21 protein-coding genes are annotated in these 22,830 nt (G+C 54.8%); 13 read left to right on the top strand and 8 right to left on the bottom strand.

Annotated features, from left to right (window positions below; genetic code table 11):
- Positions 1-27: 27 nt before the first annotated feature.
- From BLU70_RS03585 to BLU70_RS03575, 3 genes are all read right to left on the bottom strand, one after another.
- Entirely contained in the window at positions 28-960 is a 933-nt protein-coding gene (locus BLU70_RS03585) for an NAD(P)/FAD-dependent oxidoreductase (protein ID WP_074692020.1), read from the bottom strand.
- Between the two features lie 90 nt (positions 961-1,050).
- Entirely contained in the window at positions 1,051-2,235 is a 1,185-nt protein-coding gene (locus tag BLU70_RS03580; RefSeq protein WP_074692017.1) for an NAD(P)/FAD-dependent oxidoreductase, read from the bottom strand.
- A 404-nt stretch (positions 2,236-2,639) separates the two neighbouring features.
- Positions 2,640-3,464, bottom strand: a complete 825-nt coding sequence (locus tag BLU70_RS03575) for an aldo/keto reductase (protein WP_074692014.1) — start codon at positions 3,462-3,464, stop codon at positions 2,640-2,642.
- Between the two features lie 214 nt (positions 3,465-3,678).
- On the opposite strand from BLU70_RS03575, the gene cimA reads away from it, so the two are divergent.
- The 6 genes from cimA (at position 3,679) to BLU70_RS03545 (ending at position 11,547) form a co-directional block, all read left to right on the top strand.
- Positions 3,679-5,274, top strand: coding sequence for a citramalate synthase (gene cimA / locus BLU70_RS03570; protein WP_074692011.1), 1,596 nt, complete (start codon positions 3,679-3,681; stop codon positions 5,272-5,274).
- 55 nt (positions 5,275-5,329) lie between these two features.
- Positions 5,330-6,295: a zinc-binding dehydrogenase gene (locus BLU70_RS03565; protein ID WP_074692009.1), complete on the top strand. Its 966-nt coding sequence runs from the start codon at positions 5,330-5,332 to the stop codon at positions 6,293-6,295.
- A gap of 11 nt (positions 6,296-6,306) precedes the next feature.
- A complete protein-coding gene (locus BLU70_RS03560; protein ID WP_083341131.1) occupies positions 6,307-7,557 on the top strand; it encodes an MFS transporter in 1,251 nt (416 codons plus the stop codon).
- Between the two features lie 246 nt (positions 7,558-7,803).
- Positions 7,804-9,504, top strand: coding sequence for an aspartate 4-decarboxylase (aspD, locus tag BLU70_RS03555; RefSeq protein ID WP_100218589.1), 1,701 nt, complete (start codon positions 7,804-7,806; stop codon positions 9,502-9,504).
- Positions 9,505-9,633: 129 nt separating this feature from the next.
- On the top strand, positions 9,634-10,632 hold the full coding sequence (locus BLU70_RS03550) for an FTR1 family iron permease (protein ID WP_244885100.1): 999 nt from the start codon (positions 9,634-9,636) through the stop codon (positions 10,630-10,632).
- A 111-nt stretch (positions 10,633-10,743) separates the two neighbouring features.
- A complete protein-coding gene (locus tag BLU70_RS03545; RefSeq protein ID WP_006446116.1) occupies positions 10,744-11,547 on the top strand; it encodes a Cof-type HAD-IIB family hydrolase in 804 nt (267 codons plus the stop codon).
- Positions 11,548-11,650: 103 nt separating this feature from the next.
- On the opposite strand, the gene BLU70_RS03540 is transcribed toward BLU70_RS03545, so the two are convergent.
- Together BLU70_RS03540 and BLU70_RS03535 are read right to left on the bottom strand one after the other, a co-directional pair.
- Positions 11,651-12,403: an SDR family NAD(P)-dependent oxidoreductase gene (locus BLU70_RS03540; RefSeq protein WP_040288853.1), complete on the bottom strand. Its 753-nt coding sequence runs from the start codon at positions 12,401-12,403 to the stop codon at positions 11,651-11,653.
- A 107-nt stretch (positions 12,404-12,510) separates the two neighbouring features.
- The gene (locus tag BLU70_RS03535; RefSeq protein ID WP_006446119.1) at positions 12,511-13,515 is read right to left on the bottom strand and encodes a ketoacyl-ACP synthase III; all 1,005 of its coding nucleotides are present in this window, start codon (positions 13,513-13,515) and stop codon (positions 12,511-12,513) included.
- A gap of 204 nt (positions 13,516-13,719) precedes the next feature.
- Between BLU70_RS03535 and BLU70_RS03530 the strand changes: the two genes are divergently transcribed.
- The 3 genes from BLU70_RS03530 to BLU70_RS03520 are packed head-to-tail and all read left to right on the top strand — an operon-like array spanning position 13,720 to position 16,542.
- Positions 13,720-14,280 carry an NUDIX domain-containing protein gene (locus BLU70_RS03530; protein WP_074692006.1) on the top strand — a complete coding sequence of 187 codons (561 nt, stop codon included), beginning with the start codon at positions 13,720-13,722 and terminating at the stop codon, positions 14,278-14,280.
- A 53-nt stretch (positions 14,281-14,333) separates the two neighbouring features.
- The gene (locus BLU70_RS03525) at positions 14,334-15,950 is read left to right on the top strand and encodes a long-chain-fatty-acid--CoA ligase (protein WP_074692003.1); all 1,617 of its coding nucleotides are present in this window, start codon (positions 14,334-14,336) and stop codon (positions 15,948-15,950) included.
- 28 nt (positions 15,951-15,978) lie between these two features.
- Positions 15,979-16,542 carry a hypothetical protein gene (locus tag BLU70_RS03520; RefSeq protein ID WP_074692000.1) on the top strand — a complete coding sequence of 188 codons (564 nt, stop codon included), beginning with the start codon at positions 15,979-15,981 and terminating at the stop codon, positions 16,540-16,542.
- On the opposite strand, the gene BLU70_RS03515 is transcribed toward BLU70_RS03520, so the two are convergent.
- Positions 16,539-18,386, bottom strand: coding sequence for a M3 family oligoendopeptidase (locus tag BLU70_RS03515; RefSeq protein ID WP_083341130.1), 1,848 nt, complete (start codon positions 18,384-18,386; stop codon positions 16,539-16,541). The genes BLU70_RS03520 and BLU70_RS03515 overlap by 4 nt on opposite strands.
- A gap of 104 nt (positions 18,387-18,490) precedes the next feature.
- Between BLU70_RS03515 and BLU70_RS03510 the strand changes: the two genes are divergently transcribed.
- Positions 18,491-19,072 (top strand): DNA-3-methyladenine glycosylase I, encoded by a 582-nt coding sequence (locus BLU70_RS03510; protein ID WP_040288894.1) that lies wholly within the window; start codon positions 18,491-18,493, stop codon positions 19,070-19,072.
- A 5-nt stretch (positions 19,073-19,077) separates the two neighbouring features.
- On the opposite strand, the gene BLU70_RS03505 is transcribed toward BLU70_RS03510, so the two are convergent.
- The gene (locus BLU70_RS03505) at positions 19,078-19,401 is read right to left on the bottom strand and encodes a hypothetical protein (protein ID WP_074691994.1); all 324 of its coding nucleotides are present in this window, start codon (positions 19,399-19,401) and stop codon (positions 19,078-19,080) included.
- A 166-nt stretch (positions 19,402-19,567) separates the two neighbouring features.
- Here BLU70_RS03505 and trxA point away from each other — a divergent pair, with 166 nt between their 5' ends.
- From trxA to cshA, 3 genes are all read left to right on the top strand, one after another.
- Complete coding sequence (gene trxA, locus BLU70_RS03500) at positions 19,568-19,888, top strand: thioredoxin (protein WP_006446126.1); 321 nt, start codon at positions 19,568-19,570, stop codon at positions 19,886-19,888.
- A gap of 18 nt (positions 19,889-19,906) precedes the next feature.
- Positions 19,907-20,473 carry a peptide-methionine (S)-S-oxide reductase MsrA gene (gene msrA / locus BLU70_RS03495; protein WP_006446127.1) on the top strand — a complete coding sequence of 189 codons (567 nt, stop codon included), beginning with the start codon at positions 19,907-19,909 and terminating at the stop codon, positions 20,471-20,473.
- Between the two features lie 101 nt (positions 20,474-20,574).
- A complete protein-coding gene (gene cshA / locus BLU70_RS03490; RefSeq protein WP_040288859.1) occupies positions 20,575-21,990 on the top strand; it encodes a degradosome RNA helicase CshA in 1,416 nt (471 codons plus the stop codon).
- Positions 21,991-22,011: 21 nt separating this feature from the next.
- Here cshA and BLU70_RS03485 read toward each other — a convergent pair whose 3' ends face one another.
- A complete protein-coding gene (locus tag BLU70_RS03485; protein WP_074691990.1) occupies positions 22,012-22,797 on the bottom strand; it encodes an ABC transporter ATP-binding protein in 786 nt (261 codons plus the stop codon).
- Positions 22,798-22,830 lie beyond the last annotated feature (33 nt).

The following is a 22,830-nucleotide window of genomic DNA, read 5'->3' as shown; positions in this document are numbered from 1 at the left end:
TGCACGAACTTCGTGGCAATACGCCGTTTATGTCGAAGGGTTCGGCCATTTCTCGGGAAATGTCGATATAGGCAACAGGCTTTTGTGAATCCAGATGGCGGCCTGCGCCCCTTCACCCATCGCAATGGAAACCTGTTCTGAGTGTGCCACGACGTCCCCTGCAGCCCATATGAAGGGAACCGAAGTTGCTTTTGTCCGTGCGTCAACCAATATGTGCCGGTTATGGTGTAACGATACACCTAATTGGGCGGCTAATTCGCTGTGTACGGTGTTGTGCCCAAATGCCACGAAGGCCCGCTCGGCATCTAGGATCGTTCCGTCTGTGAGTTCGACAGCATGGAGTTGCCCGCGACTCTCGCGAATCTGTTGTACATGTGCTTGTCGTCGCTCAACTCCGAGTTGTCGCAGGGACGCGGACAAGTCTTCGGGCAAGGGAGTCGAGCCGTGATCGATATAGATCAGTTTTGGTTGCCAATAGGTGAGGGCCAAGGCCATCTGCGCACCTGCCTTACCCTGGCCGAGAACGACTGTCCTTTTACCGCGCACTTCGTATCCGTCGCAATCTGGGCAAACGTACACGGTTATCCCAAGGCATGCGGCGAGTCCTCTGATGTCTGGCAAGTTGTCCAGGACGCCTGTGGCAAGCAGTAGACGCTGTCCCAAAAAGAGCTGGCCTGTGCGTGTGTGTACCTCGAATAAGTGCTCTTGATTCACGATGGTCTCGACCCAATCTTCCAGCCACGTGACGCCATATCCTTCAGCTTGCTGTCGGCCGAGTTGTCGAAGTGTTTCGCCACTTACGCCTGCAGGCCAGCCGAGCAGGTTGTGATAAGCCTGGCAGAGCGTGCTTCGGCCATAGCCGCCGTCGATCACGGCGACTTGCCGACAGTAACGGCCCAGTTGAATGGCCGCTTGTGTGCCAGCAATGCCGCCGCCTACAATGATACAATCGTATGTCACTGCGAGGCACCTCCATATGCGCCCACCCGGGGACGCAATCGGTTTGCGCGCATACTGTGCCCAAGCAAGGACCTCGTTAGACCTGCTTCGTCAAATTTCAATCCATTGTTTGTGTTTCTTCAAGAGTGCGATGGGGCCACCCAGATGCATCAAATACTTCATCTTCGAGCCGTCTTTCAACACGAGTGCCGCGGTGCCTGTCGCGTGATGATGGCCCACTTCGGCAACACCGTAAGTCGGCCCAAGGGACGCGACCATGCCGTGATCGTGATATACGAATTCGTCCATCGTATCGTTATGACAGAACCGTATGATGTTGTCTGCCACATGCTTGCCCATTTGTTCGGCCACTTGGCCGGTGGGAGGCAGGACCTCGCCATCTTTTGTCGTGAAGCGGGCGCTGTCACCAATGGCAAAGACATCCGGATGCCCTTGGACCTGTAAGTAGCTGTCGACTTCGATACGATTGCGATCATCGATGGGAAGCCCGGATTGGCGTAATAGGGATGGGGCTTCGACGCCGCCTGTCCAAATGAAGGTATGCGCGTGCAGGCTCTTTCCGCTCGCCAAAAGAACTTCATTGGCGTTCGCTCCGATAACGCGCTCATTCAGAACGAGTCGCACGCCTCGTTCCTGCAATTTTTGCATGGCAATTTGCCGCAGGTCGCGATGTACGTTCGGCAAAATTTCGTCATGTGCGTGAACGAGGGTCAGTTGAAAGTCGTCGGCAGAGAGTTGGTGTTGAAGTAGCAGTTTCGGCGCGAAGTCCGCAAGCTCACCCATCAATTCGACGCCGGTCAGCCCGCCGCCAGCGACGACAATTTTGAGATCGTTCGGGTCGCCCGTACGTCCATAGCGCAGAAATGAAGCTTCGATGTGTTCGCGGATGGACTTCGCCGTCGCCAATGAGTCCAAGACAAAGGCGTGCGAAGTGAGTCCGGGAATGCCGAATGTGGCTGTTTGACTGCCTAACGCGATGACGAGTTTGTCGTACTCGTAGTAGCCAGCTTCTGTCCAAACCATATTTTTGTGTAGATCCAGTTCTCGTACGACGTCTTTGACAATGACGCTCGTATCGCGGTGTAGGACATCGCGCAGATCGATCGCGTACGTTTGCGCGTCGTGGCGACCGCCTGCTACCTCGTGTAGCAGTGTTTTGAAATAGTGATAACTATGTTTGTTGATGAGGGTGAACGGAATGTGATGTTTTTCTAGGTGGATGGCCGCGGCGAGACCGCCGTAGCCCGCTCCCAAAATGACGATTTTCGACTGCAAGGCTCTCGCTCCTCTCTGCACTCATCATATACGAAAGATGATTCCAAGCGGAGAGAGAAGTGGGGAAGCGGGATCGAAAGACGATGACGAATTATACAAATAGGTCACACTCGTGTGAGCGTGACCTTGGTGAGTTTGCGCTGTCAATTAATAAGCGCCAGCGCCATAGGGCACGAGCAGAATGAACAACACGAAGATGATGAGAAACACGACAGCCCAGCGAGTGTAACCTCCAAATACGCCGTACATATCAGCACCTCCTCGTCGTTCGATGGTTCATCGTACGCAGGTGCCGCGAACGGCGCGTGGACGAATGTCCCGGGTGGTGGAAGAGCAAGGGTGCAGGAAAGAGGGAGGAGAGATGAAAAAAGCCCGGTTTCCCGGGCCGAGCATCTACATCGAAATCAATAGGTATCGGGATCTGGACCGAAGCGGTGATTCTGATTCAACCCGCGAATTTGTTCCATGTCTTCCGGGCTCAGTTCAAAGTCAAAGATATCCGCGTTCTGGATGATGTGATCTCGATGAACGGATTTCGGAATCGTCACGACTTCCTCTTGCAGATCCCACCGCAATACAATTTGCGCCGGCGTCTTGCCGTATTTTCGAGCAAGTTCCTGCAGTACCGGGAGGTCGAGATTACCACGCATAATAGGGCTCCACGCTTCCAATTGAATCTGGTGTTCCCGGCAATAGGCGTGTAGCGGTTGTTGTGTCAGCAAAGGATGGTATTCGACCTGATTGACCGTCGGCCTCACCTTACAGTCGGAGAGAATGTCTTCAAGGTGACGAATTTGGAAGTTGCTGACGCCAATCGCCCGTGCCCGACCTTGCTCGTAAATCGTCTCAAGAGCGCGCCAGGTTTCCTTGTACTTTCCGGAGATTGGCCAGTGAACCAAGTAAAGATCGACATACTCCATACCAAGGCGCTTAAGGCTTGCATCGAACGCGCGCAGGGTCGAGTCGTAACCTTGGTCGTCGTTCCACACCTTTGTGGTGACGAAGATGGAGGCGCGATCGATCCCGGATTCGCGGATGGCCTTGCCAACGCTTTCTTCATTTGCATATAAGGCTGCGGTATCGATATGGCGGTATCCGGCTTCCAATGCGTAATGAATCGCGGTTTCGACTTCCGTGCCGGCCTGTGCTTTGTACACGCCTAGGCCAAACCAGGGCATCTCCACACCGTTGTTTAACGTTACCGTGTCCGCGAGATGTTTTGCGGTCATGATAGCATCCTCCTTTGTCTGCATCCACCAGAGACGATTATAGACCAAGAGCACGCCGCGGTCACAAATTTTGACTTGCCTTATGCGTAAAGTCCAACGGCACCAGTACTGACCAGACGTGGTGACATTCACGTCTAGGCTGGACATTTCGCGCAATTCCGTTCATAGTTGAACTGAGTTCCGAATTGTTAGACGACATATGGGGGATGAGCGCATGGCATACGTCTATCTACTGGATACCACACTGCGCGATGGCACCCAAGGAGAAGGCGTCAGCTTGACAGTGGCAGATAAGCTTAAAATTGCGCAAAAACTGGACGATCTCGGCGTCGCCTACATCGAAGGGGGATTTCCTGGTGCCAATCCGAAAGATCAGGACTTCTTCCGGACGGCCAATGATCGTTTGCATTTAAAGCACGCTAAACTGACGGCCTTCGGCTCGACCAGGCGGCCCTCGACCAAGGCTGAGGACGATGCCGGATTGCAGACTTTGCTCGGCGCCAACACACCTGCCGTCGCCATCGTTGGTAAGGCTTGGGACTTCCATGTCACGGAAGCTTTACGCATTGACCTTGGGCAGAACCTAGACATGATTCGCGACACGGTACGCTATCTAAAGCGGCACGGGCGCGAGGTCATATTCGATGCCGAGCACTTTTTTGACGGCTTTAAGCACAACCGCGCATATGCCTTGGCCACGTTGCAAGCAGCAGAAGAGGCCGGTGTCGATTGGGTGGCGCTGTGTGACACCAACGGTGGCAGTTTGCCCGATGAGATTCGCGAGATCGTCGCCACTGTGGTGAGCGAAGTCCGCGTGCAGGTCGGCATTCATACGCATAACGACGGAGAACTCGCCGTAGCCAATACACTTGCTGCCGTCCAGGCTGGCGCTCGCATGGTGCATGGAACCATCAATGGCATTGGGGAACGCTGTGGCAACGCGAATCTGGCCTCCATTATTCCGAACCTCGAACTGAAGCTTGGGTATTCGTGTTTGCCCAGTCGCCAACATCTGCGCCAATTGACGTCGACGGCGCGTTTTGTCGGCGAGGTGGCGAATCTGGTCTCGCATAGCTATCAGCCGTTTGTGGGTCACAGCGCGTTTGCCCATAAAGGGGGCATACATGTCAGCGCCATCGCTCGCAATTCCGAGACCTATGAGCACATACAACCGGAGCTTGTGGGCAATGAACGTCGCGTCCTGATTTCAGAATTATCTGGTCTGTCAAACGTGCAAAGTCAGGCGGAGGCGTTTGGTATATCGGTGGTCGGACGATCTGACGATTTGCGGACGCTCCTCGAGAAGATTAAGGAACTTGAATACCTCGGTTATCAGTTTGAAGGTGCGGAAGCGTCTCAGGAACTATTGTTCCGGCGCACACTTGGTGAATTTCAACAGCCTTTCGAGGTGTTTTCCGTTCGCGTCGATACGGACGTGCAAAGCGAGGCAGATGTCACCTCGCAGGCGATTGTCAAGCTGGGCGTCGGGGGAGAAATTGTGCACACCGTGTGCGAAGGCAACGGGCCGGTCAACGCCTTGGACGCCGTTCTACGCAAAGCGCTTGCCGCACACAGGCCGGAGATTGCACACATGCATTTGACCGATTACAAAGTGCGGGTGCTCGATGAAAAAGACGCGACAGCGGCAAAGGTGCGCGTGTTGATTGAGTCGACCGACGGACAACGCGTTTGGAGGACGATTGGCGTATCGGAGAATGTCGTCGAAGCGAGTTGGGAGGCGCTGGTCGACAGCATGAATTATTATTTGGCCATCGTAGTTCCGCAGCGCGAACTGGTGAGCTCAACTTGAATTTGGCTGCTCGGGGCGTCACAATCAGGTGGACGAACCGAGAGGAGATGGTTGTATGGCGACAATGAGAGCTGTTCAAATCGCTCAACGTGGCGGGCCATTGCAACTTGTCGAGTTGCCAATTCCAGAACCAGGTCCGGAACAGGTGCGCATTCGCGTGGAAGCGTGTGGCGTGTGCCACGGGGAGATGGTCGCCATTGAGGGGCATCACCCACACATGGTGTATCCGCGGGTGCCGGGTCACGAAGTCATCGGCGTGATCGATAAGTTGGGGGATGGCGTCGCCGGTTGGAACGTAGGCGAGCGCGTCGGTGTCGGCTGGATGGGCGGCCATGGCGAAGTGACGGGGCTCACGCAGGACGGCGGCTACGCAGAGTATATGGTGGCTTACATCGATGGTCTGGCGCGCGTGCCGGATGGGCTGGAAGCGAAGGCAGCGGCCCCGCTGATGTGCGCTGGAAATACGGTGTTCACTGCCCTTCGTAGCAGCATGGCGCGCCCGGGTGACTTGGTCGCCATTGGCGGCATCGGTGGACTGGGTCACTTGGCGGTTCAATATGCCAGAAAGGCCGGTTATCGAGTTGCGGCCGTATCGCGCGGGCGCGACAAGGAAGAACTGGCGAAATCGCTTGGCGCAGACGTCTACATCGATGCGAAGGCTGACGATCCGGGTGCAGTGTTGCGCGAATTGGGTGGCGCCCGGGCCGCATTGGCGACAGCGCCAAATGCAGCGTCCATCCGGCAATTGTTTGAGGGCCTGGCGCCAGGTGGCGAACTGATCATCGTCGCCGGATCGGGAGAGCCCATCGACATCAGTGCCGCGGAAATGCTCGGTGGCAAACGCGCCATGCGCGGCTGGACGGCTGGGCCGGCAGCGGATTCCGAGGCGACTATCCGATTTAGTCTCCTCACGAATGTCGTACCCATGATCGAGACGTTTCCTCTTGAACGAGCTCAGGAAGCGCTGGATAAAATGCTGAATGCTGACGTTCGCTTTCGCGCCGTGTTGTCGATGGCGTAGGAGCTGATGTCATGCAGGAAGGCAATCCTATATCCTGGCAGCGGACACTGTGGACGATGGCCGCTGTCCAGGCCATTATGATGATGGCATTTTCTAGTATGGGACCGTTTCTCGCCCTGTTTATCGGCCAACTGGGTGTCAAGAGTGAGCATGCTGTCGAGGTCTGGGCGGGGGTGGTCGCAAGCGCCAACTTCCTGATGTCGGCCATTATGTCGCCGATTTGGGGTGGCGTCGCCGATAAGCGCGGCAAGAAGATGATGGTTATGCGCACGACGTTAGCCATCGCCATTGCGACTTGCCTTATGGGATTTTCCCACAACGTCTATGAACTTCTGGTTATCCGTATGTTGCAGGGGGCGTTTAGCGGCTTTTCTGCCTCAGCGAACGCCTTGGTTGCCAGTGTCATTCCCGAGGAACGGCTTGGCTATGCCTTAGGGTGGTTGTCGACGTTTGCTATGGTCGGAAGCCTGCTCGGACCATTGCTCGGCGGCGTCCTCGTCGATACGTTTCACCATAATTACCGGATCGTCTTCTTTTTGACCGCTCTGTTTGCATCGACAGCGTTTATCTTGACCTGGCTTCTTGTGCGCGAGCCAAGTGGGAAAACGGACGCCAACGCTTCGCGCAAGCGGCTTTCGCTCATCGGACAATTTAAACTTCTTGGCGAGATGAAATCGATACAAGTCATGTTTTTTGTTCTGTTTGTTGCGCAATTCTCGGTGATGAGTGTACAGCCTGTGTTGCCGCTGTATATTCGCGAGTTGGCTGGCAAATCGGCGCAACTCGTCGGCATTTTAGGCACGCTATCTGGCGTTTGTTTCGCCGTCACGGGTCTAGCGGACTTGATTTTTTCTCCGTTTCTCGGCAAGCGCAGCGACCGCATCGGTTATAAGCGCGTCTTGTCGATCTCGCTGTTTGGCGCGGCGCTCTGCTATTTGCCACAGGCTTTGGCGCCAAACATCTGGGTCTTCATGCTCGGCCGCTTTGGCCTAGGCATCTTCGTCGGCGGCATTTTGCCGACGGCAAATGCGCTTGTCGGACGCCTAACGCCGCGTGAACAGCGGGGGCGAATATACGGTTTCACATCGAGCTCGACCTTCCTCGGGAGTTTTGCTGGCCCACTTGTCGGTGGCGCGATATCTGCAGCGTTTGGCATCCGCACGATGCTTGCTGCCGTGATCGGGCTTTATCTTATCAATCTCCTCTGGGTGCGGTTGCGCGTTCAGGAGTGGTCTGACGAACAAAGCGCAAAAGGAGTCTAACCCAATCAATTGTATGGCATGTCAGCAAGCGATCAGGCACTTTCGTAGGCTTTCACCACGTGTGCAGAGCCTGCGGGGATGTCTGGTCGCTTTTTACATGGCAGAACAGTTGCTGTGACTGTGACCGACGCACGATGCTCATCCGCATAGAAATTATCCACCGACACAGGCTATGGATCATCCGTAGTCTGTTTTTCATGTCAAGTTTTTGCACCGATCCTATTGCCCAATGGAGGTAGATACGCTATGCAGGATGTGGATGCGAAGGCCAGGTCTACAGGGTCGCAGCGCGATTCCGATTTAGAGGCTCGTCGCAAAATGGAGCGCAGCTTTGAGGCCATCAGCCCATTCGAATTTCGGCATGAGTTGATCAAACTGGCCCGTGGTCATCAGCGAAAGAGTGCCAAAGCAATGCTGGACGCAGGTCGAGGCAACCCGAACTGGGTCGCGGCTGCGCCGCGCGAAGCGTTCTTTGCACTCGGGCAGTTCGCGATGCAGGAATGCCGACGCGTTTGGGACGATGGCGATCTCGCTGGCATGCCTCGTCGCCCGGGGATCCGTGATCGGTTTCAGGAATTCGTTTCGGAAAACCCAGGTCTGCCAGGCATCGACGTATTGGCGGAAGTGGTGAACGAGGGCGAGCGCAAGTACGGTTTTGCACCCGACGAATGGCTACACGAGCTGGTCGACGGCATTGTCGGGGATAACTATCCGACACCGGATCGCATGTTGACGCGTACAGAGCGGGTGGTGGCGCATTTTTTGGCGAAGGAAATCTGCGCGGGAGGCGTCCATCCCGACGACTTACGACTGTTTGCGGTCGAGGGTGCAACCGCGGCGATGTGTTACATTTTCGACTCCTTATTGGCGAATGGCTTGATCGAGCGGGGAGGCAGGGTCGCCATCATGGTGCCCATTTTTCCACCCTATGTCGAGATTCCGGAGTTAGATCGTTACGCATTTGACGTGGTCGAGATTCGCGCGACAGGGAGGGATGCACAAGGGCGCCACACTTGGCAGTATCCGCCCGAGGAGATCGCCAAACTGGCTGATCCGTCCGTGCAGGCATTATTTCTGGTCAATCCGAGCAATCCACCGTCGGTCGCTTTAGACCGCGACACAGTGGCGCAACTCGTGCGCACGGTACGGGAACAGAATCCGAATTTGATGATCATCAGCGACGACGTATATGGCACGTTTGTCGATGGGTATCGGTCACTGATGGCGGACCTCCCCTATAACACGATGCTTGTCTATTCACTTTCCAAGTTTTTTGGTGTCACGGGCTGGCGCCTGGGAGCCATCGCACTTCACCGCGAAAACGTGTTTGACGCCAGGCTGCGGCGATTGCCGAAATCTGAGCAGGAAAAACTCTGTAAGCGATACGGCACCGTTTCGCGCAACCCGGAGGCATTGTCGTTTATCGATCGCATGGTGGCCGACAGTCGCCAGGTTGCTCTCAACCACACGGCTGGTTTATCGACGCCGCAACAGGTTCAGATGGCCATTATGTGCGCGTTCACCATGACGGAGCGCGGTGAGCGCTACAAGCAATTGACGAAAGAGATTTGTCACCGCCGGATGGGACTTTTGTACGATGGGCTCGGACTACCGTTGCCGAACTTGCCGCATGACGCCGATTACTACACCGAGATCGATCTCGAACACTGGTCTGTCAACACGTTCGGCGAGGCCTTTACCCAGTATATGCTGGACCGCTACGAGCCTATCGACATTCTCTTTCGGCTGGCCGAAGAGTCCGGTATTGTGCTTATGAATGGGGGGGGATTTCACGGTCCGAAGTGGTCTATTCGCATCTCGCTCGCCAACCTGGACGACGAGGCATATGCCGAGATCGGTCATCACCTCAAGGCCGCATTGCAAGAGTATGTGGACGCTTGGCGAAATGAGACTCAGGATACCGTGTCCAAACATGATGCTGAATAGAACGGTTGTTTTATTGATCTAACACTTGAAGTTAGTCTGTACTAACTGTAGAATACGCTGTAGAAAGTTGACTACATAGGTCAAGTATCTGGTGGCAACCGAGTATTCTACAGTTAGGAGGACTTCCTTGTGATCGGACGACGTTTTGGCGTCAAGCAAATCATAATCGGCTTGCTGGCAATGGTGGTCATCGCTGTGTTAGTGTGGCAAGGGCTATCTGCGGGTGGTAATCCGGATCCTACGAATCCGAATATTGGGCGCGGTGCAGCGATTGTCGATACAGGTATCCTCGTCTTTCGCGAAGGTCTCGAGACGATTCTCGTGTTGTCTGCGATTACGGCGAGCCTCGTTCGCACTGGAAAGGGGTATTGGAAGCCCATTTCCGGCGGCGCTGGGCTCGCCTTTGCGGCAACGCTTGTCACATGGTTCGTTGTCGTTGGGATCATCTCTTTGGTTGGGCAGACGGCACCGGAACTTTCCATTCAAGCGGGCACAGGTCTGCTCGCCATCGTCGTTTTGCTCATCGTCATGAACTGGTTCTTTCATCGGATTTATTGGACCGGTTGGATCAGTATGCATAACCGCAAGAAGAAAGAGATTATTGATCACCTTGAAACATCTGCGGACACCGGAGCCGGTCAGACCGCGAAGAGCCTTGCTTACCGTGGTTTAGTAATTTTGGGATTTACCTCTGTTTACCGCGAGGGCTTCGAGGTTGTCCTGTTTTTGCAAAACACGCGGATGCAGGTGGGGTCGGGCGTCGTCGTCATTGGGGCGGCCATTGGCTTGGCGCTGACCATGATGGTTGCCGTGTTGACATTCTTCGCTCACCGCAAACTTCCATATAAACGAATGCTTGTTTTAACGGGCGTTATGTTAGGAGCGGTGCTTCTGGTCATGGTCGGCGAGCAAGTACAAGAAATGCAACAGGCTGGATGGATGCCTTCGACTCCGCTCAACTTGCATCTGCCAGCGTGGACAGGATTGTGGTTCTCGTTGTTCAATAATCTCCAAAGTATTGTCGCACAACTGATTGCGGCTGTTGTCGTCCTCGGCTCGTATTTTGGGGCTCAATATGTGCGCGTTTGGAAACCCCGGCGTGAGGTGGCAAAGGGCATGGCGGTGTAACAACCCATTGATGGTTAAACGCGGCGCGTCTCTGCCTTCTTCCGGCATGCTACAATGGTGTTATAGGAGAGAACATAGCACTATAGACAGACGGATAGGAGTGGAAGAGGCATGACGTATCAGATGGTGTTCTTCGATATCGATGGCACGTTGATCGACGAACATAAGCGAATTCCGGCCGACACATTGGAGGCTGTCAAAAGGCTGCAAGAAACCGACGTCGCCGTCGCCATCGCGACCGGGCGAGCACCGGATCAATTCTTGCATATCGCCCAACAGTTTGGCATTGACTCTTATGTTTGTTGCAATGGGGGATACGCACAGTTTAAAGGTAAGCCGGTATACCGTCGACCCATTGATCTGAAGTTACTAGAAGCCTTCGCGGAGATGGCGGACAGATATCATCATCCACTTGTCTTTGCAGGCAGTGAGGCTTGTTACGCCAATCGAGAGGATCATCCATTTATTAAGGAAGCGTTCGCTTACCTTGACATTCCAACACTGCCTCTATACGATCCGGACGGATGGCGAAATCATCAGATTTATCAAGTCTACTTGTACTGCGCGGAAGGTGATGAACAGCCGTTTGTTCAGCGTTTTGGAAGCGACTTCCGCTTTATTCGCCCACACCGCTATTACCTGGATGTGTTTCCTAAAGACGTGTCGAAGGCTGGCGGGATTGAGGCGATGCTACGCGAACTTGGGATTCCGCAGGATGCGTCGATTGCGTTTGGCGACGGCGAAAACGACGTAGAAATGCTGTCGTTCGCAGGGCTCGGCATTGCCATGGGCAACGCAAAGCCAACGGTGCAACAGCATGCAGATTATGTAACCAAGCGGGTCGATGACGGCGGGATCGCAGATGCACTCGCTCGCTTTGGGCTTATTGATCCTCCTGTCACGGTCTCTCCGTAAGTTGGTAAATGGAAAGCAAGGGCCAGTGGGCCGACAAGGCTACCTACTCCCCGGTAAGCTGCGGGAAATGGGCTGCCTTGTCGCGTTTTGCCATCGATTGTCGTTAGATGGTGTACGGCGTGGCGGTCAGCGATTCCGCCTTGCGCACCGCTTCTTCGAGGGACATGCCGGTAAACGCCTGTGCCGGGAAGAAACGACCACTTTTCTGATCATCGACGAAAGCGCCGACGGCGATGCCAGGTATCACGCTTTCGACGGAATTGGGCGCATTTGGCCCGCCGAGATCCGTGCGGCACCAACCGGGATCGGCGAGGTTGATCATGACATTCGTGCCCTCGAGACGAGACGCCAAGTCCTTTGTGAACTTGTCGAGGGCCGCTTTGCTTGCTGCATATGCCGACTGCTCGGGCTCGTTGCGAATACCGCTGGTGGTGTTGATGACGCGGCCAAACCCGCGACTGATCATCTTCGGCAACAGTCTGTTACAGATCATGACCGGTGCGATGAAGTTGATGCGAAAGCTCGCTTCAAAATCCTCGACAGGCGTCTTCCAATAATCGGTACGATATGCGATTTGCACAGCCGCATTGTTGAACACGATGTCGACAGGTGTGCCGCGCGTCTCGATTTCATCGAGCATCCGTGTCACTTCGTCGAGATTTTCGAGTTCGGCCGCAACCGAGTACGCCTCAACACCCAGTGCTTGAATATCCTTTTGCAAGGATTCGGTATGGGCAAGGGATCGACTGTGAAGAATCAAGTTACATCCTTGTTTCGCCATAAAGACGGCCGTTTGATAGCCGACACCTCGGCTGGCACCCGTGATCAATGCCCAACGACCTTGTACATTCACCATGATTGCAACGCTCCCTGGAATCGGTTTCACGGATACCATGGTCCGCACACGGATTCTATCATACTTTTCGGAAGACGTCCTAGGCTTCCTTTCCTGCCGGGCGTGAGCTACGCTAAGATGGCAGACCAGCGGATGACGGCGCCTGCATAGACAAATCCGCTGCCAAATCCAGCTAAGAGCAGTGTTTGCCCTGGTTGTATGCGCCCATCGTCGACCGCAATCTGGATTGCCAAAGGAATGCTTGCACTCGACGTGTTGCCATACCACTCACCGCTGAATAGCGTCTTTTCCATGGACCATCCCATTCGCTCGCAAACCGATTCGATCAGGCGCAGGTTGGCGCTGTGCGGAACAAACCAATCGAGTTCGGAGGCTGTCAGACCCGCCTCCGCTAACAACCGCGGGACTTCCGCTTCCAATGTTTGAACTGCCAACTTAAAAACTTCACGGCCGCTTTGCACGATGCACCCGTTACCCGAAACCGGCGTTCCTTGCACGTCCGGACGCAGGCCGGCGCGATACAGGAGGTGTGCTGCATGGCCGACCGTGTGATTCCCGACGGCCAGTACGCCCGGTTGCGCCGCGGGTTCGACAAGACACGCGCCTGCACCATCGCCAAACAGGATACAGGTGGACCGGTCCGCATAGTCGGTCACTTTAGACAGCGTTTCACCGCCCACCACCAAGACCTTTTGTGCCATTCCACTGGCGACAAAGGACGTCGCAACTTGTATGCCGTAGACAAAACCGGCACAGGCGGCGGATAGGTCGATGGCACCTGCGCGCTCAATGCCAAGGCGCGCTTGTAGCTGCGCGGCTACGCTTGGCATGGGGTGATCTGGCGTAATGGTGGCAACCACAATCATGTCGACATCCGCCAGCGACACAGAAAAGCGCCTTATCATATTTTCAGCGGCACGATAGCAAAGGTCACTTGTAAATTCTGAAGGGTCGGCGATGTGCCGTTCGCGTATTCCTGTACGTTGAACGATCCACTCGTCTGTCGTCTCGACGATCTCCGAGAGATCCTTGTTGCTTACAATGCGGTTTGGTACATATGCACCAAAAGCGGTAATGGCGGCGTAGTACGGTCGTTGGTAGGAAGTGGGCATGCCGTCACGTCCTCTCGAAGTTTGTCGAATATAGCTATATGTCAGATTGACGGCGATATGAAGCCAGAGGGCACGTCAGGTTGTCGCGGCGCACATAGTGCTTGAGCAAAGTGCGCCACCGCCAACAGTAAACAAAGCTGTGTCGCCGTTTGATACGCGATCAAGAGGCTAAATTCCTGCTAGATCTGCACAGGAGGCTGTGTTATGGAGAAGCGCGGCAAATGGACAATTCTCAGGTCTGAAGTGAAGTATGAGAATCCTTGGCTTTCTGTCGTTGAGCACGAGGTCGTACGTCCGGACGGGAAGCCTGGCATATATGGCGTGATCGACGCGGGATACAATGCAGCTACCGTTGCGATTGACGGTGAGTTTAACGTCATTTTGGTTGACGAGTTCGTCTTTCCGTTTGGCGTCGTGCAGCCGCAAATACCCAGCGGGCAGTTTCGCGATGACGAGGAGCCGCAGGCCGCTGCTTCTCGCGAACTGTTCGAAGAGACAGGCGTCACGGCGACCTCTTGGGTGAGCTTGGGGACCTTTCAACTGAGTGGGGGGATTTCAACACAGGTTAGCCACCTGTTCATCGCGCAGAACTTGTCCTTCGGCGAAAGAATGTTGGAAGGAACGGAACAGATAGAGATGCGGAAAATCCCGTTCGAGGACGCCTTGGCCATGTGTCTCGACGGTCGCATTCAAGACTCGGTCTCGTTGGTCGGGCTCTTGCGGGCTGCACAATGGTTGCGGCAAAAAGGAAGTTTGCGGGGTTAGGCTCTTGCCACCTGGATCTAATCTGTACTGATGAGTGAGAAGGGGCGTGTGTGATGCAACTGGGACATCAAGTGTATCCATTGAATATGGCGACAGACGTCAAAGTGCCGGCGCTATCTCTGCAGGCTATGCTGATGCAATCCATCGAGCGGTGTCGAGAGCGGATCGCCCTTGTCGCCGGTGAGCGCCGCGTCACCTACGGCCAACTTGGCGACGATGTACAGGCCTTTGCGGCCGCCTTGCAAGCTATCGGCGTCGGGGTTGGCGATCGCGTTGCATTGATGTTGCCGAACTGCCCGGAGTATGTGGCAGCCTATTACGGGACGCTCACCGCAGGTGCAGTTGTTGCGCAAATCAATCCAATGTCTGTGGATCGCGAATTAGATACTCTGCTACGGGACTCCGGGGCGGTCGTGCTCGTGGGGATGGTAAAGGCCAAAGCTAGGCTAGAAGCGTGCCGCCGGGGGAGCGCGATCCATACATTGATCCTGGTCGATACAGAAACACCAAATCGCGCGATCACGTCTGTGAGGCTGGGGGAACCAGAGCGCGTATACAGCTTTAACGAGTTTTTAAGAAACGGTCGTGCTCTGGAGGTGACACCTGTTTCGTTTGACCCAAGTACACACCTTGCAGCCCTGCAGTACACGGGCGGTACCACTGGCCAGCCAAAGGCGGCGATGTTGACGCATCGCAATCTGGTTGCCAACGTCGTACAAGCTGCGCATTTCTATCAAAGTGCGTTGGTGCCCGGCAAAGATGTCTTTCTTGCCGCGTTGCCCTTGTTTCACGCCTTTGGCATGACCCTGTGCATGAACGTTCCACTATGCCTGGGGAATCGCGTCGTGCTTATGCAAAGGTTTGATGCGGAACTTGTGGTTGACGTGATCGAACGCGAACAGGTCGATATCTATCCCGGCGTGCCGACGATGTTTATTGCCATTGCCAATTTGCCCAATCTGCAGCCCGCGAGGCTTGCTTCCTTGCGACTTTGTATCAGCGGTGGCGGGCCGCTTGCGCCCGACGTGCTGCTCTCGTTTGAACATCTTGCCGGCTGTCCGGTTCTAGAAGGGTACGGTTTGTCCGAAACATCCCCCATTACGCATTGCAACCCGCCGTTTGCGCAGCGCAAACCGGGGACGGTGGGGGTGCCGTTTCCTTCGACCGAGTGTCGCATTGTCGATCTCGCCGATCACGCACGGGAGTTGCCGGCTGGCCAACTTGGCGAACTGGTCGTACGAGGTCCGCAGGTCATGCAGGGATACTGGCGAATGCCCTTAGAGACTACGGATGTGCTCAAAGATGGCTGGTTTTCTACGGGCGATCTCGCCGTCGCCGACGAGGAAGGTTATATCTCGATTGTCGATCGCAAGAAGGACATGATTATCGCGAGTGGGTACAACGTATATCCACGCGAAGTTGAGGATGTTCTGTATCGACATCCGCTAGTTCGAGAAGCGATTGTCGTCGGTGTACCAGACGCATATCGCGGTGAGACGGTCAAGGCCTGTATCGTGTTGAAGCCGGGTGCGCAACTTAGTGAAGATGAGCTGAAGGAACATTGTCGACAATATCTGGCGGCCTACAAAGTGCCAACGCAAATCGCCTTGGTCGACGAACTTCCGAAAAGTGCGGTTGGAAAGTTATTGCGTCGCGCTTTACGCACATGATGGACCGTCGTGTTAAGGGGGGCGTCAAATGGCAAGCAGCCGGTGGCGGATGCTTATGGCGGTAGGCTTGTGCACCGCCATGTTAACGGGATGTGCCAATGAGCATGTTGTTTCGCCAGAAAACGCAGAACAACCTGGAATACAGTCACATAAAGGAGCAAACGGCGCGCCTTCGACGTCGACCGGGAGCCCAAGTGTCACGTCGACACCACTGCCTGCAGGTGTCACGAATGTGCAACAGTTGGCCTATCAGCTTCGTGGCGAACTTATGAAGCAGATCTCGAATCCAGCCCAAGGCCAGGTGTGCCTTGACAACGCGTGCACCACGGCGGTGACGTCGTTTACTGGACCATCGTCCGAGAATCCGAAAGACACGTTGACGATGGCATATTATCAAATGAAAAACGGTTGGTACGTTCTTGTCGCACCGAAGGCGGGAAACGCGTTGGCGACCGCTCAGCAGATTGCCAAGGCCCATCTCTCGTTTCCCAGCCAATCGGGCGTTCTCGTCGTCCGCGACGGCGAGATGGAGTGGCATTGGCTCGCACAAGGGCGTGAGTGGACGAAACGACAGCCGTTTGTCAGCCGTTAGCTGAGCTTGTTTGCCAACGCGATAAACGCATCGACATCGGCCGCAGCGAGATCGACCGCAGATTGCCAGAAGCTTTGCTCTTCCAGGTTGACGCCCAGATGTTTCGCGGCGAGATCTTCGACGCGCATGCGTCCCGTGTCGCGCAGCAGTGCGACATACTTCTCGGCGAAGGCAGGGCCTTCGCGCAGAGCTTGCGCATAAATGCCGCTGCTGAACAGAAATCCGAACGTGTATGGGAAGTTATAAAACGGCGTTCCTGTAATGTAGAAGTGAAGCTTCGACGCCCAAAAGTGCGGATGATAACTCACCAGAGCGTCCTGGTAGGCTTCTCGTTGTGCTGCGACCATCAATTCATTTAGGCGATCCGCCTTGACAAAGCCTTTGCGGCGCTCTTCATAAAACCTTGTTTCAAACAGGAAGCGCGCATGAATGTTCATCAACATCGCGACCGCGCGGCCGATCTTCTCGTCGAGCAGTGCCAGCTTTTCTGTATCGGTCTCTGCTTCTCGGATAGCCGCGTCCGAGACGATGGCCTCGGCGAACGTCGATGCCGTTTCCGCGACATTCATTGCATAGTTGCTGAGCAACTGCGGCAGACCGCGCATCACGTGTTGGTGATAGGCATGTCCAAGTTCGTGCGCCAGCGTCGCCACATTGCCGGGCGTGCCGGAGAACGTCACAAAAATGCGCGTTTGCTGGCTGACAGGAAAGCTGGTGCAAAATCCACCAGGCCGCTTCCCGGGTCTATCTTCCGACTCGATCCACCGATTCTCGAAACAGGAATCCGCGAACTTCGCCATATCTTCACTAAAGCGCGCAAAATGACGGACGATGAACGCGCGGGCTTCCTCGTAGGACACTTTGTTCGAGGCGGCATCACACAGTGGTGCGTCGACGTCTTCCCACCGCAGCTTGTTCACCCCAAGAAGCTTGGCCTTCGCCTCTAAGAATCGTACCATCGCTCGTTTATTTTCTTCGATCACGCGCCACATGGCATGGAGAGTGCGTTCCGACATGCGGTTTATTTCCAAGGGCTCTTGCAGAACCGACGTCCATCCTCGTGCTTCATAGACGGCAAGCCTGTATCCAGCGAGATGGTTGAGCGCGTCTGCACACAAATCGGCTTCGCCAGCCCATGCTTTTTCCCAAATGGCAAATAGTTTTTCCCGATCGCTCGCCTGCGCTGAAGCGATCCGGTTAGCCAACTGACCCATCGAGACTTCTTCGTGTTGTCCATCGATTTCGATATCAGCATGCATCCGGCCGACAATGGTGTCATACAGCTCGCCCCAAGCGCTATAACCGTCCACTGATAACTTTGCAATGAGTTTTTCTTCTGGTGCGGGTAACTGTTCCTTGGCACGCCGTACCCGTTCCTGCAAGGCAAACGCCAAATCGCTGATTTGAGGTTGCGCGAGAAGTTCGTCGAAGGCCAAGTCGTTGAGAGAAGTTAGAAGTTCGTTAAAGCTGGTCAAGGCGCTTGTAAACGTGGCGCGCATGTGCTGCAGGCGTCCAAGCAACCATTTGGCGTCTGTGTCACGAACATCCTGCGCCGTAAGGCAGGAGATGAACGCTCCGCTTTCCCGCGTGCGCGCGGCGATTTCCTGCATGTCGAGCACCAGTTGCGCAAGTGTCCTAGATTCGGCGTTTCCACGTTGGACGAGGTCGTCACATGCGTCTGTAAAATGGCGTATCCGCGTGTCGAGATCGTCGAGAAACGCGTGAAATGATTGGGACTTGCTGCCGCCCGCAAAAATGACGTCCAAATCCCATGTCTGCTGCGAACGATGAGTCAAGCGTATCGCCTCCTTAAGACCATTATAGTAAACGCTTAACTCAATCATCTTTACATTGCATGTATTTCTTCGCCTATGCGTTCTTTACAACGTTCGCCAGGTCGGCTAATCTGCAGGTGGCACACTGCTGAATGATGTTTGGAGGCTTTGCCATGGAGCGCTGCGGCTGGGTATATCATGATCCGCTTTATGTTCGCTACCACGACGAAGAGTGGGGCGTCCCGGTACACAATGATCGCAAACTGTTCGAGTTTTTGGTGCTGGAGAGCGCACAGGCGGGGCTCAGTTGGTATACAATCTTAAAAAAGAGGGAAGCGTACCGTCGAGCATTTGCGGAGTTTGATCCAGTTCAGGTGGCGGCGTTTGGTGAGGAAGAGATTTCTGCGTTGTTGTCGGAGGGCTCCGAAATTGTGCGCAATCGCGCGAAAGTGGAGGCGGCCATCAATAACGCCGCAAAATTTGCCGAAATCCAGGCCCGCTGTGGTTCCTTCGCAAACTATCTGTGGTCTTTTGTCGATGGCAGGCCAATTGTCAACGCATTTCGTGACGTCGCGGAAGTGCCCGCGAAAACGCCACTTTCGGAGCAGATCAGCCGCGAATGGAAGCGAGCGGGATTTCGATTCGTGGGGCCAACTATCGTTTATTCGTACATGCAGGCTGTGGGTGTGACAATGGATCACGTGGTCTCGTGTTTTCGCTATGCATCGCTAGCCGGCTCGTCTGCTGTTCGCTAACCGGTTCAACGCCGGGGGGTGCTTTGACGTCTCGTTTTCTCTGCCACTCGTTTTCCGCGGCGCTTCCGCTTTGTCGTCGCTGGCTCACCCAAGATGGCCTGCAACAAGGCTTGCACATGACGGAGTTCGGCAATGAGCTCCGATTCCGGGACAGAGAGGATTCGTTGTTCCAGGCGCGGGTGAATCAGCGGCAAGGCCTGATTGACGATGACGCGGTCGAATCCATGCGCATTGGAACGGACTCGTTCCTCTATGAGCTCGATGGCAGCGAGCGTTCGTTCAGCCGCGGTTTCTCCCTGAAGTTGTGGCGATTCATCGCTTTCGTTCACGACTCACCCTCCTGTCGTCCGAGGATGATAACACCTTACGTTGCCTCATGTGGATGAGAGGCGGCTCTTATCCATGATGGTGCGATGGCGGCTTGAGTACGATTGACCCAGAGATATGAAGAGTGCTACTATAAAAAAGTAACCTGTAACCATAGGGGGTATTGACATGGCAACCACAAAACTTACGGACGCCAACTTCAATGAGGCGATTCAGAGCGATAAACCCGTTCTCGTCGATTTCTGGGCTACTTGGTGTGGCCCGTGCAAAATGATGGCCCCAGTGCTCGAGGAGTTTTCGGAAGCGCATAGCGACAAAGTGACGGTCGCCAAAATTGACGTCGACGAAAATCCTGTAACAACCGGGCAGTTTGGCATCATGAGCATTCCAACACTCATTCTCTTTGTCAACGGGCAACCTGTGAAGCAGTTGGTTGGATATCAGCCGAAGGAGCAACTTGAGGCTCAACTGTCCGACGTGTTGGCGTAAGCGAAAGGCGGGATCTGGATGTCGGCATCGATGGAACATGCGGACGGCCAGAATATCGAGTGTGCAACCTTTGCCGGGGGATGTTTTTGGTGCATGGTCAAGCCGTTTGACACGTGGCCTGGGGTGGTGCGCATCGTCTCAGGTTATACAGGTGGAGATGTCCCACATCCTACGTATGAACAAGTTTGCACCGGTACGACTGGACATACAGAGGCCGTTCAAATATGGTATGATCCGGCTGTCATGTCGTATGAACAATTACTCGACATCTTTTGGCGGCAAATCGATCCGACAGATCCCGGTGGGCAGTTTTACGATCGCGGTTCGTCGTATAGAACCGCGATTTTTTATCACACAGAGGCACAGCGGCAAGCTGCTGAGGCATCGAAGGCGAGGTTGGCAAACAGCGGACGTTTTCGCCAGCCCATCGTCACCGAAATCCTGCCTGCCGGGCCATTTTATGAAGCAGAGGAGTACCATCAGAATTTTTATCAAAAGCAACCTGAACATTACCGCAGATATCGTCAGGCGTCAGGGCGGGATCGGTTTATTGCCGAACACTGGAGCCCGGCAGAAGATAGGTGAAGCAGGCGGACGTCCGTCCGCCATTTTGTCGTCTATCCCTTGCGCCGTCTGGCCATATTAAACGTGAGTATGCAGACGGTTGGCGAAGGGGATTTTTGAAGATGGCCACATTTACAGAGATGGGGTTGAGCGCCCCTGTTGAAAAAGCGCTCGAAATGATGGGCTTTGAATCTGCGACCGACATTCAGTCGCAGGCGATTCCAGTTGCGCTTTCTGGGCAAGACGTCATTGGACAAGCGCAAACCGGGACCGGTAAGACTGTCGCTTTTTCGATCCCGGTTGTTGAAAAGATTGACGTGCAAAGTGGCGCCTTGCAGGCTGTGATTCTGACGCCGACGCGCGAGTTGTGTATTCAAGTTGCCGAAGAGATCACGAAAGTGGGCGGCGTAAAAGGCGTACGCGTGCTCGCAGTGTATGGCGGGCAGGACATCAACCGCCAAATTCGGGGCTTGCGCAATCGTCCCCATGTGGTAGTAGCAACGCCAGGGCGCCTTATGGATCACATGAATCGCGGCACCTTGAGCCTGCAAAACATCGTGATTGCCGTACTGGACGAAGCGGACGAAATGTTGGATATGGGCTTTGTGGAAGACATTGAAACGATTCTTGGCGCTTGTCCGCAAGATCGTCAGACTTTGCTGTTTTCGGCGACGATGAAACGCGGTGTCGTTCAGTTGGCACGCAAGTTTATGCGCGATTTCATCACGGTGACCGTAAAAGCGAGTGAAGTGACGGTACCGACCATTGAACAGGAATACTACGAGGTCCCGGAGATGCAGAAGCTTGACGTTCTGACGAGGCTGCTTGACATCCATAATCCGGAGCTTGCGATTGTCTTTGGCCGGACGAAGCGGCGCGTGGACGAATTGACAAATGCCCTGCAGATGCGGGGATATGATGCCGATGGGCTGCATGGTGATCTCAGTCAGAAGCAGCGCGACATGGTGATGAACAAATTCCGCGAAGGAAAACTGGAAGTGCTTGTCGCAACAGACGTGGCTGCGCGCGGCTTAGATGTAAGCGGCGTGACGCACGTTTACAACTTCGACATCCCACAGGACATTGATAGCTACGTGCACCGCATTGGCCGCACAGGACGGGCTGGCAAAAGCGGAATCGCGTCGACGTTTGTCACACCGCGGGAAGTCGACCATTTGCATCAGATTGAACGGATCACGCGTCATAAGATCCGCAGGCGTCCGTTGCCAACCTTTAGTGAAGCGAAAGAAAGTAAACAGCGTCTGGCAATGGAGGAACTGCTCAAGGCAAGTCAAGCGGCTGATCTGAGCTCGTATCGCGGCTTTGCCGAAGAACTGCTCAGTCAGCAGGATTCGATGGCTTTGGTCGCAGGCGCTTTAAAGCTGTTGACCAAGACGCGCAAAGAAATCCCGATTCGCTTGACCGCAGAGCAACCTATTCGCATCCGCAAGCCGCATGGAGGGCGGGATCGCAAAGGTCACGGGGATCATTACCGACGCCCTCGCCAAGGATATGTACGTTCTGATGGTCGGCGTTAAATGCGGTGACCAACTTGTAGATTAGCGCACGGTTAACCAAACCCGCTGATTCTCCCAGGTCGTGCGGACATCGACGTGAAATGCGTTCCGTAACACGTCGTCGGTCAGTACGGCCTGTTTTGCTCCGGATGCGGCGACACGCCCTTCATCCATCACGAGGGCGTGCGAGATAAAGGGAAGGATTTCTTCGACGTGATGCGTGACGTAGATGATCGTGGGTCCCTCGCCATTGTTCTGCGTGCGTTCGAGCGACGAAAGCAAAAGTTCGCGTGCGCGTATATCGAGCCCTGTACACGGCTCGTCGAGAACGAGTAGCTTGGGTTTTGCCATAAACGCGCGTGCGATGAGCAGACGTTGACGCTCGCCTTGTGATAGCGTGTTGAACGGTGCTTCGGCCAAGTGCAAAAGTGAAACCTGTTCAAGTGCATGTAAGGCATCCTGGCGATCTTCGTCCGTGGGCGGCTGCCATAAGCCGATGGAACCGTACCTGCCGCTGATGACGATCTCGTAAGCCTTATCAAAGCTGGCGTCGGCCTCAAAGCGACTGGCGATGGCACTGCTCACCCAGCCGATGTGTTTTCGCACCTCGCGGACATCCACGCTGCCGTATCGCATTCCAAGTACGGTCACGCTGCCATGTGTCGGCCATTGGTAACCGCTGATGATCTGTAACAGCGACGTTTTGCCCGATCCGTTCAGGCCAAGGAGCGCCCAATGTTCGTTCGCGCGAATGCGCCAATTTACGTGTTCCAAGATGGTCCGCTTGCCGCGTACCCATGTGATGTCTGATAAATGCAAAACCTCCAAATCATCCGCCTCCTTGCTTTGCTATCATGCTAC

The sequence above is a fragment of the Alicyclobacillus hesperidum genome, assembly GCF_900107035.1.
GTDB lineage: Bacteria > Bacillota > Bacilli > Alicyclobacillales > Alicyclobacillaceae > Alicyclobacillus > Alicyclobacillus hesperidum.
This window is presented reverse-complemented; position numbering and strand designations above follow the sequence as displayed.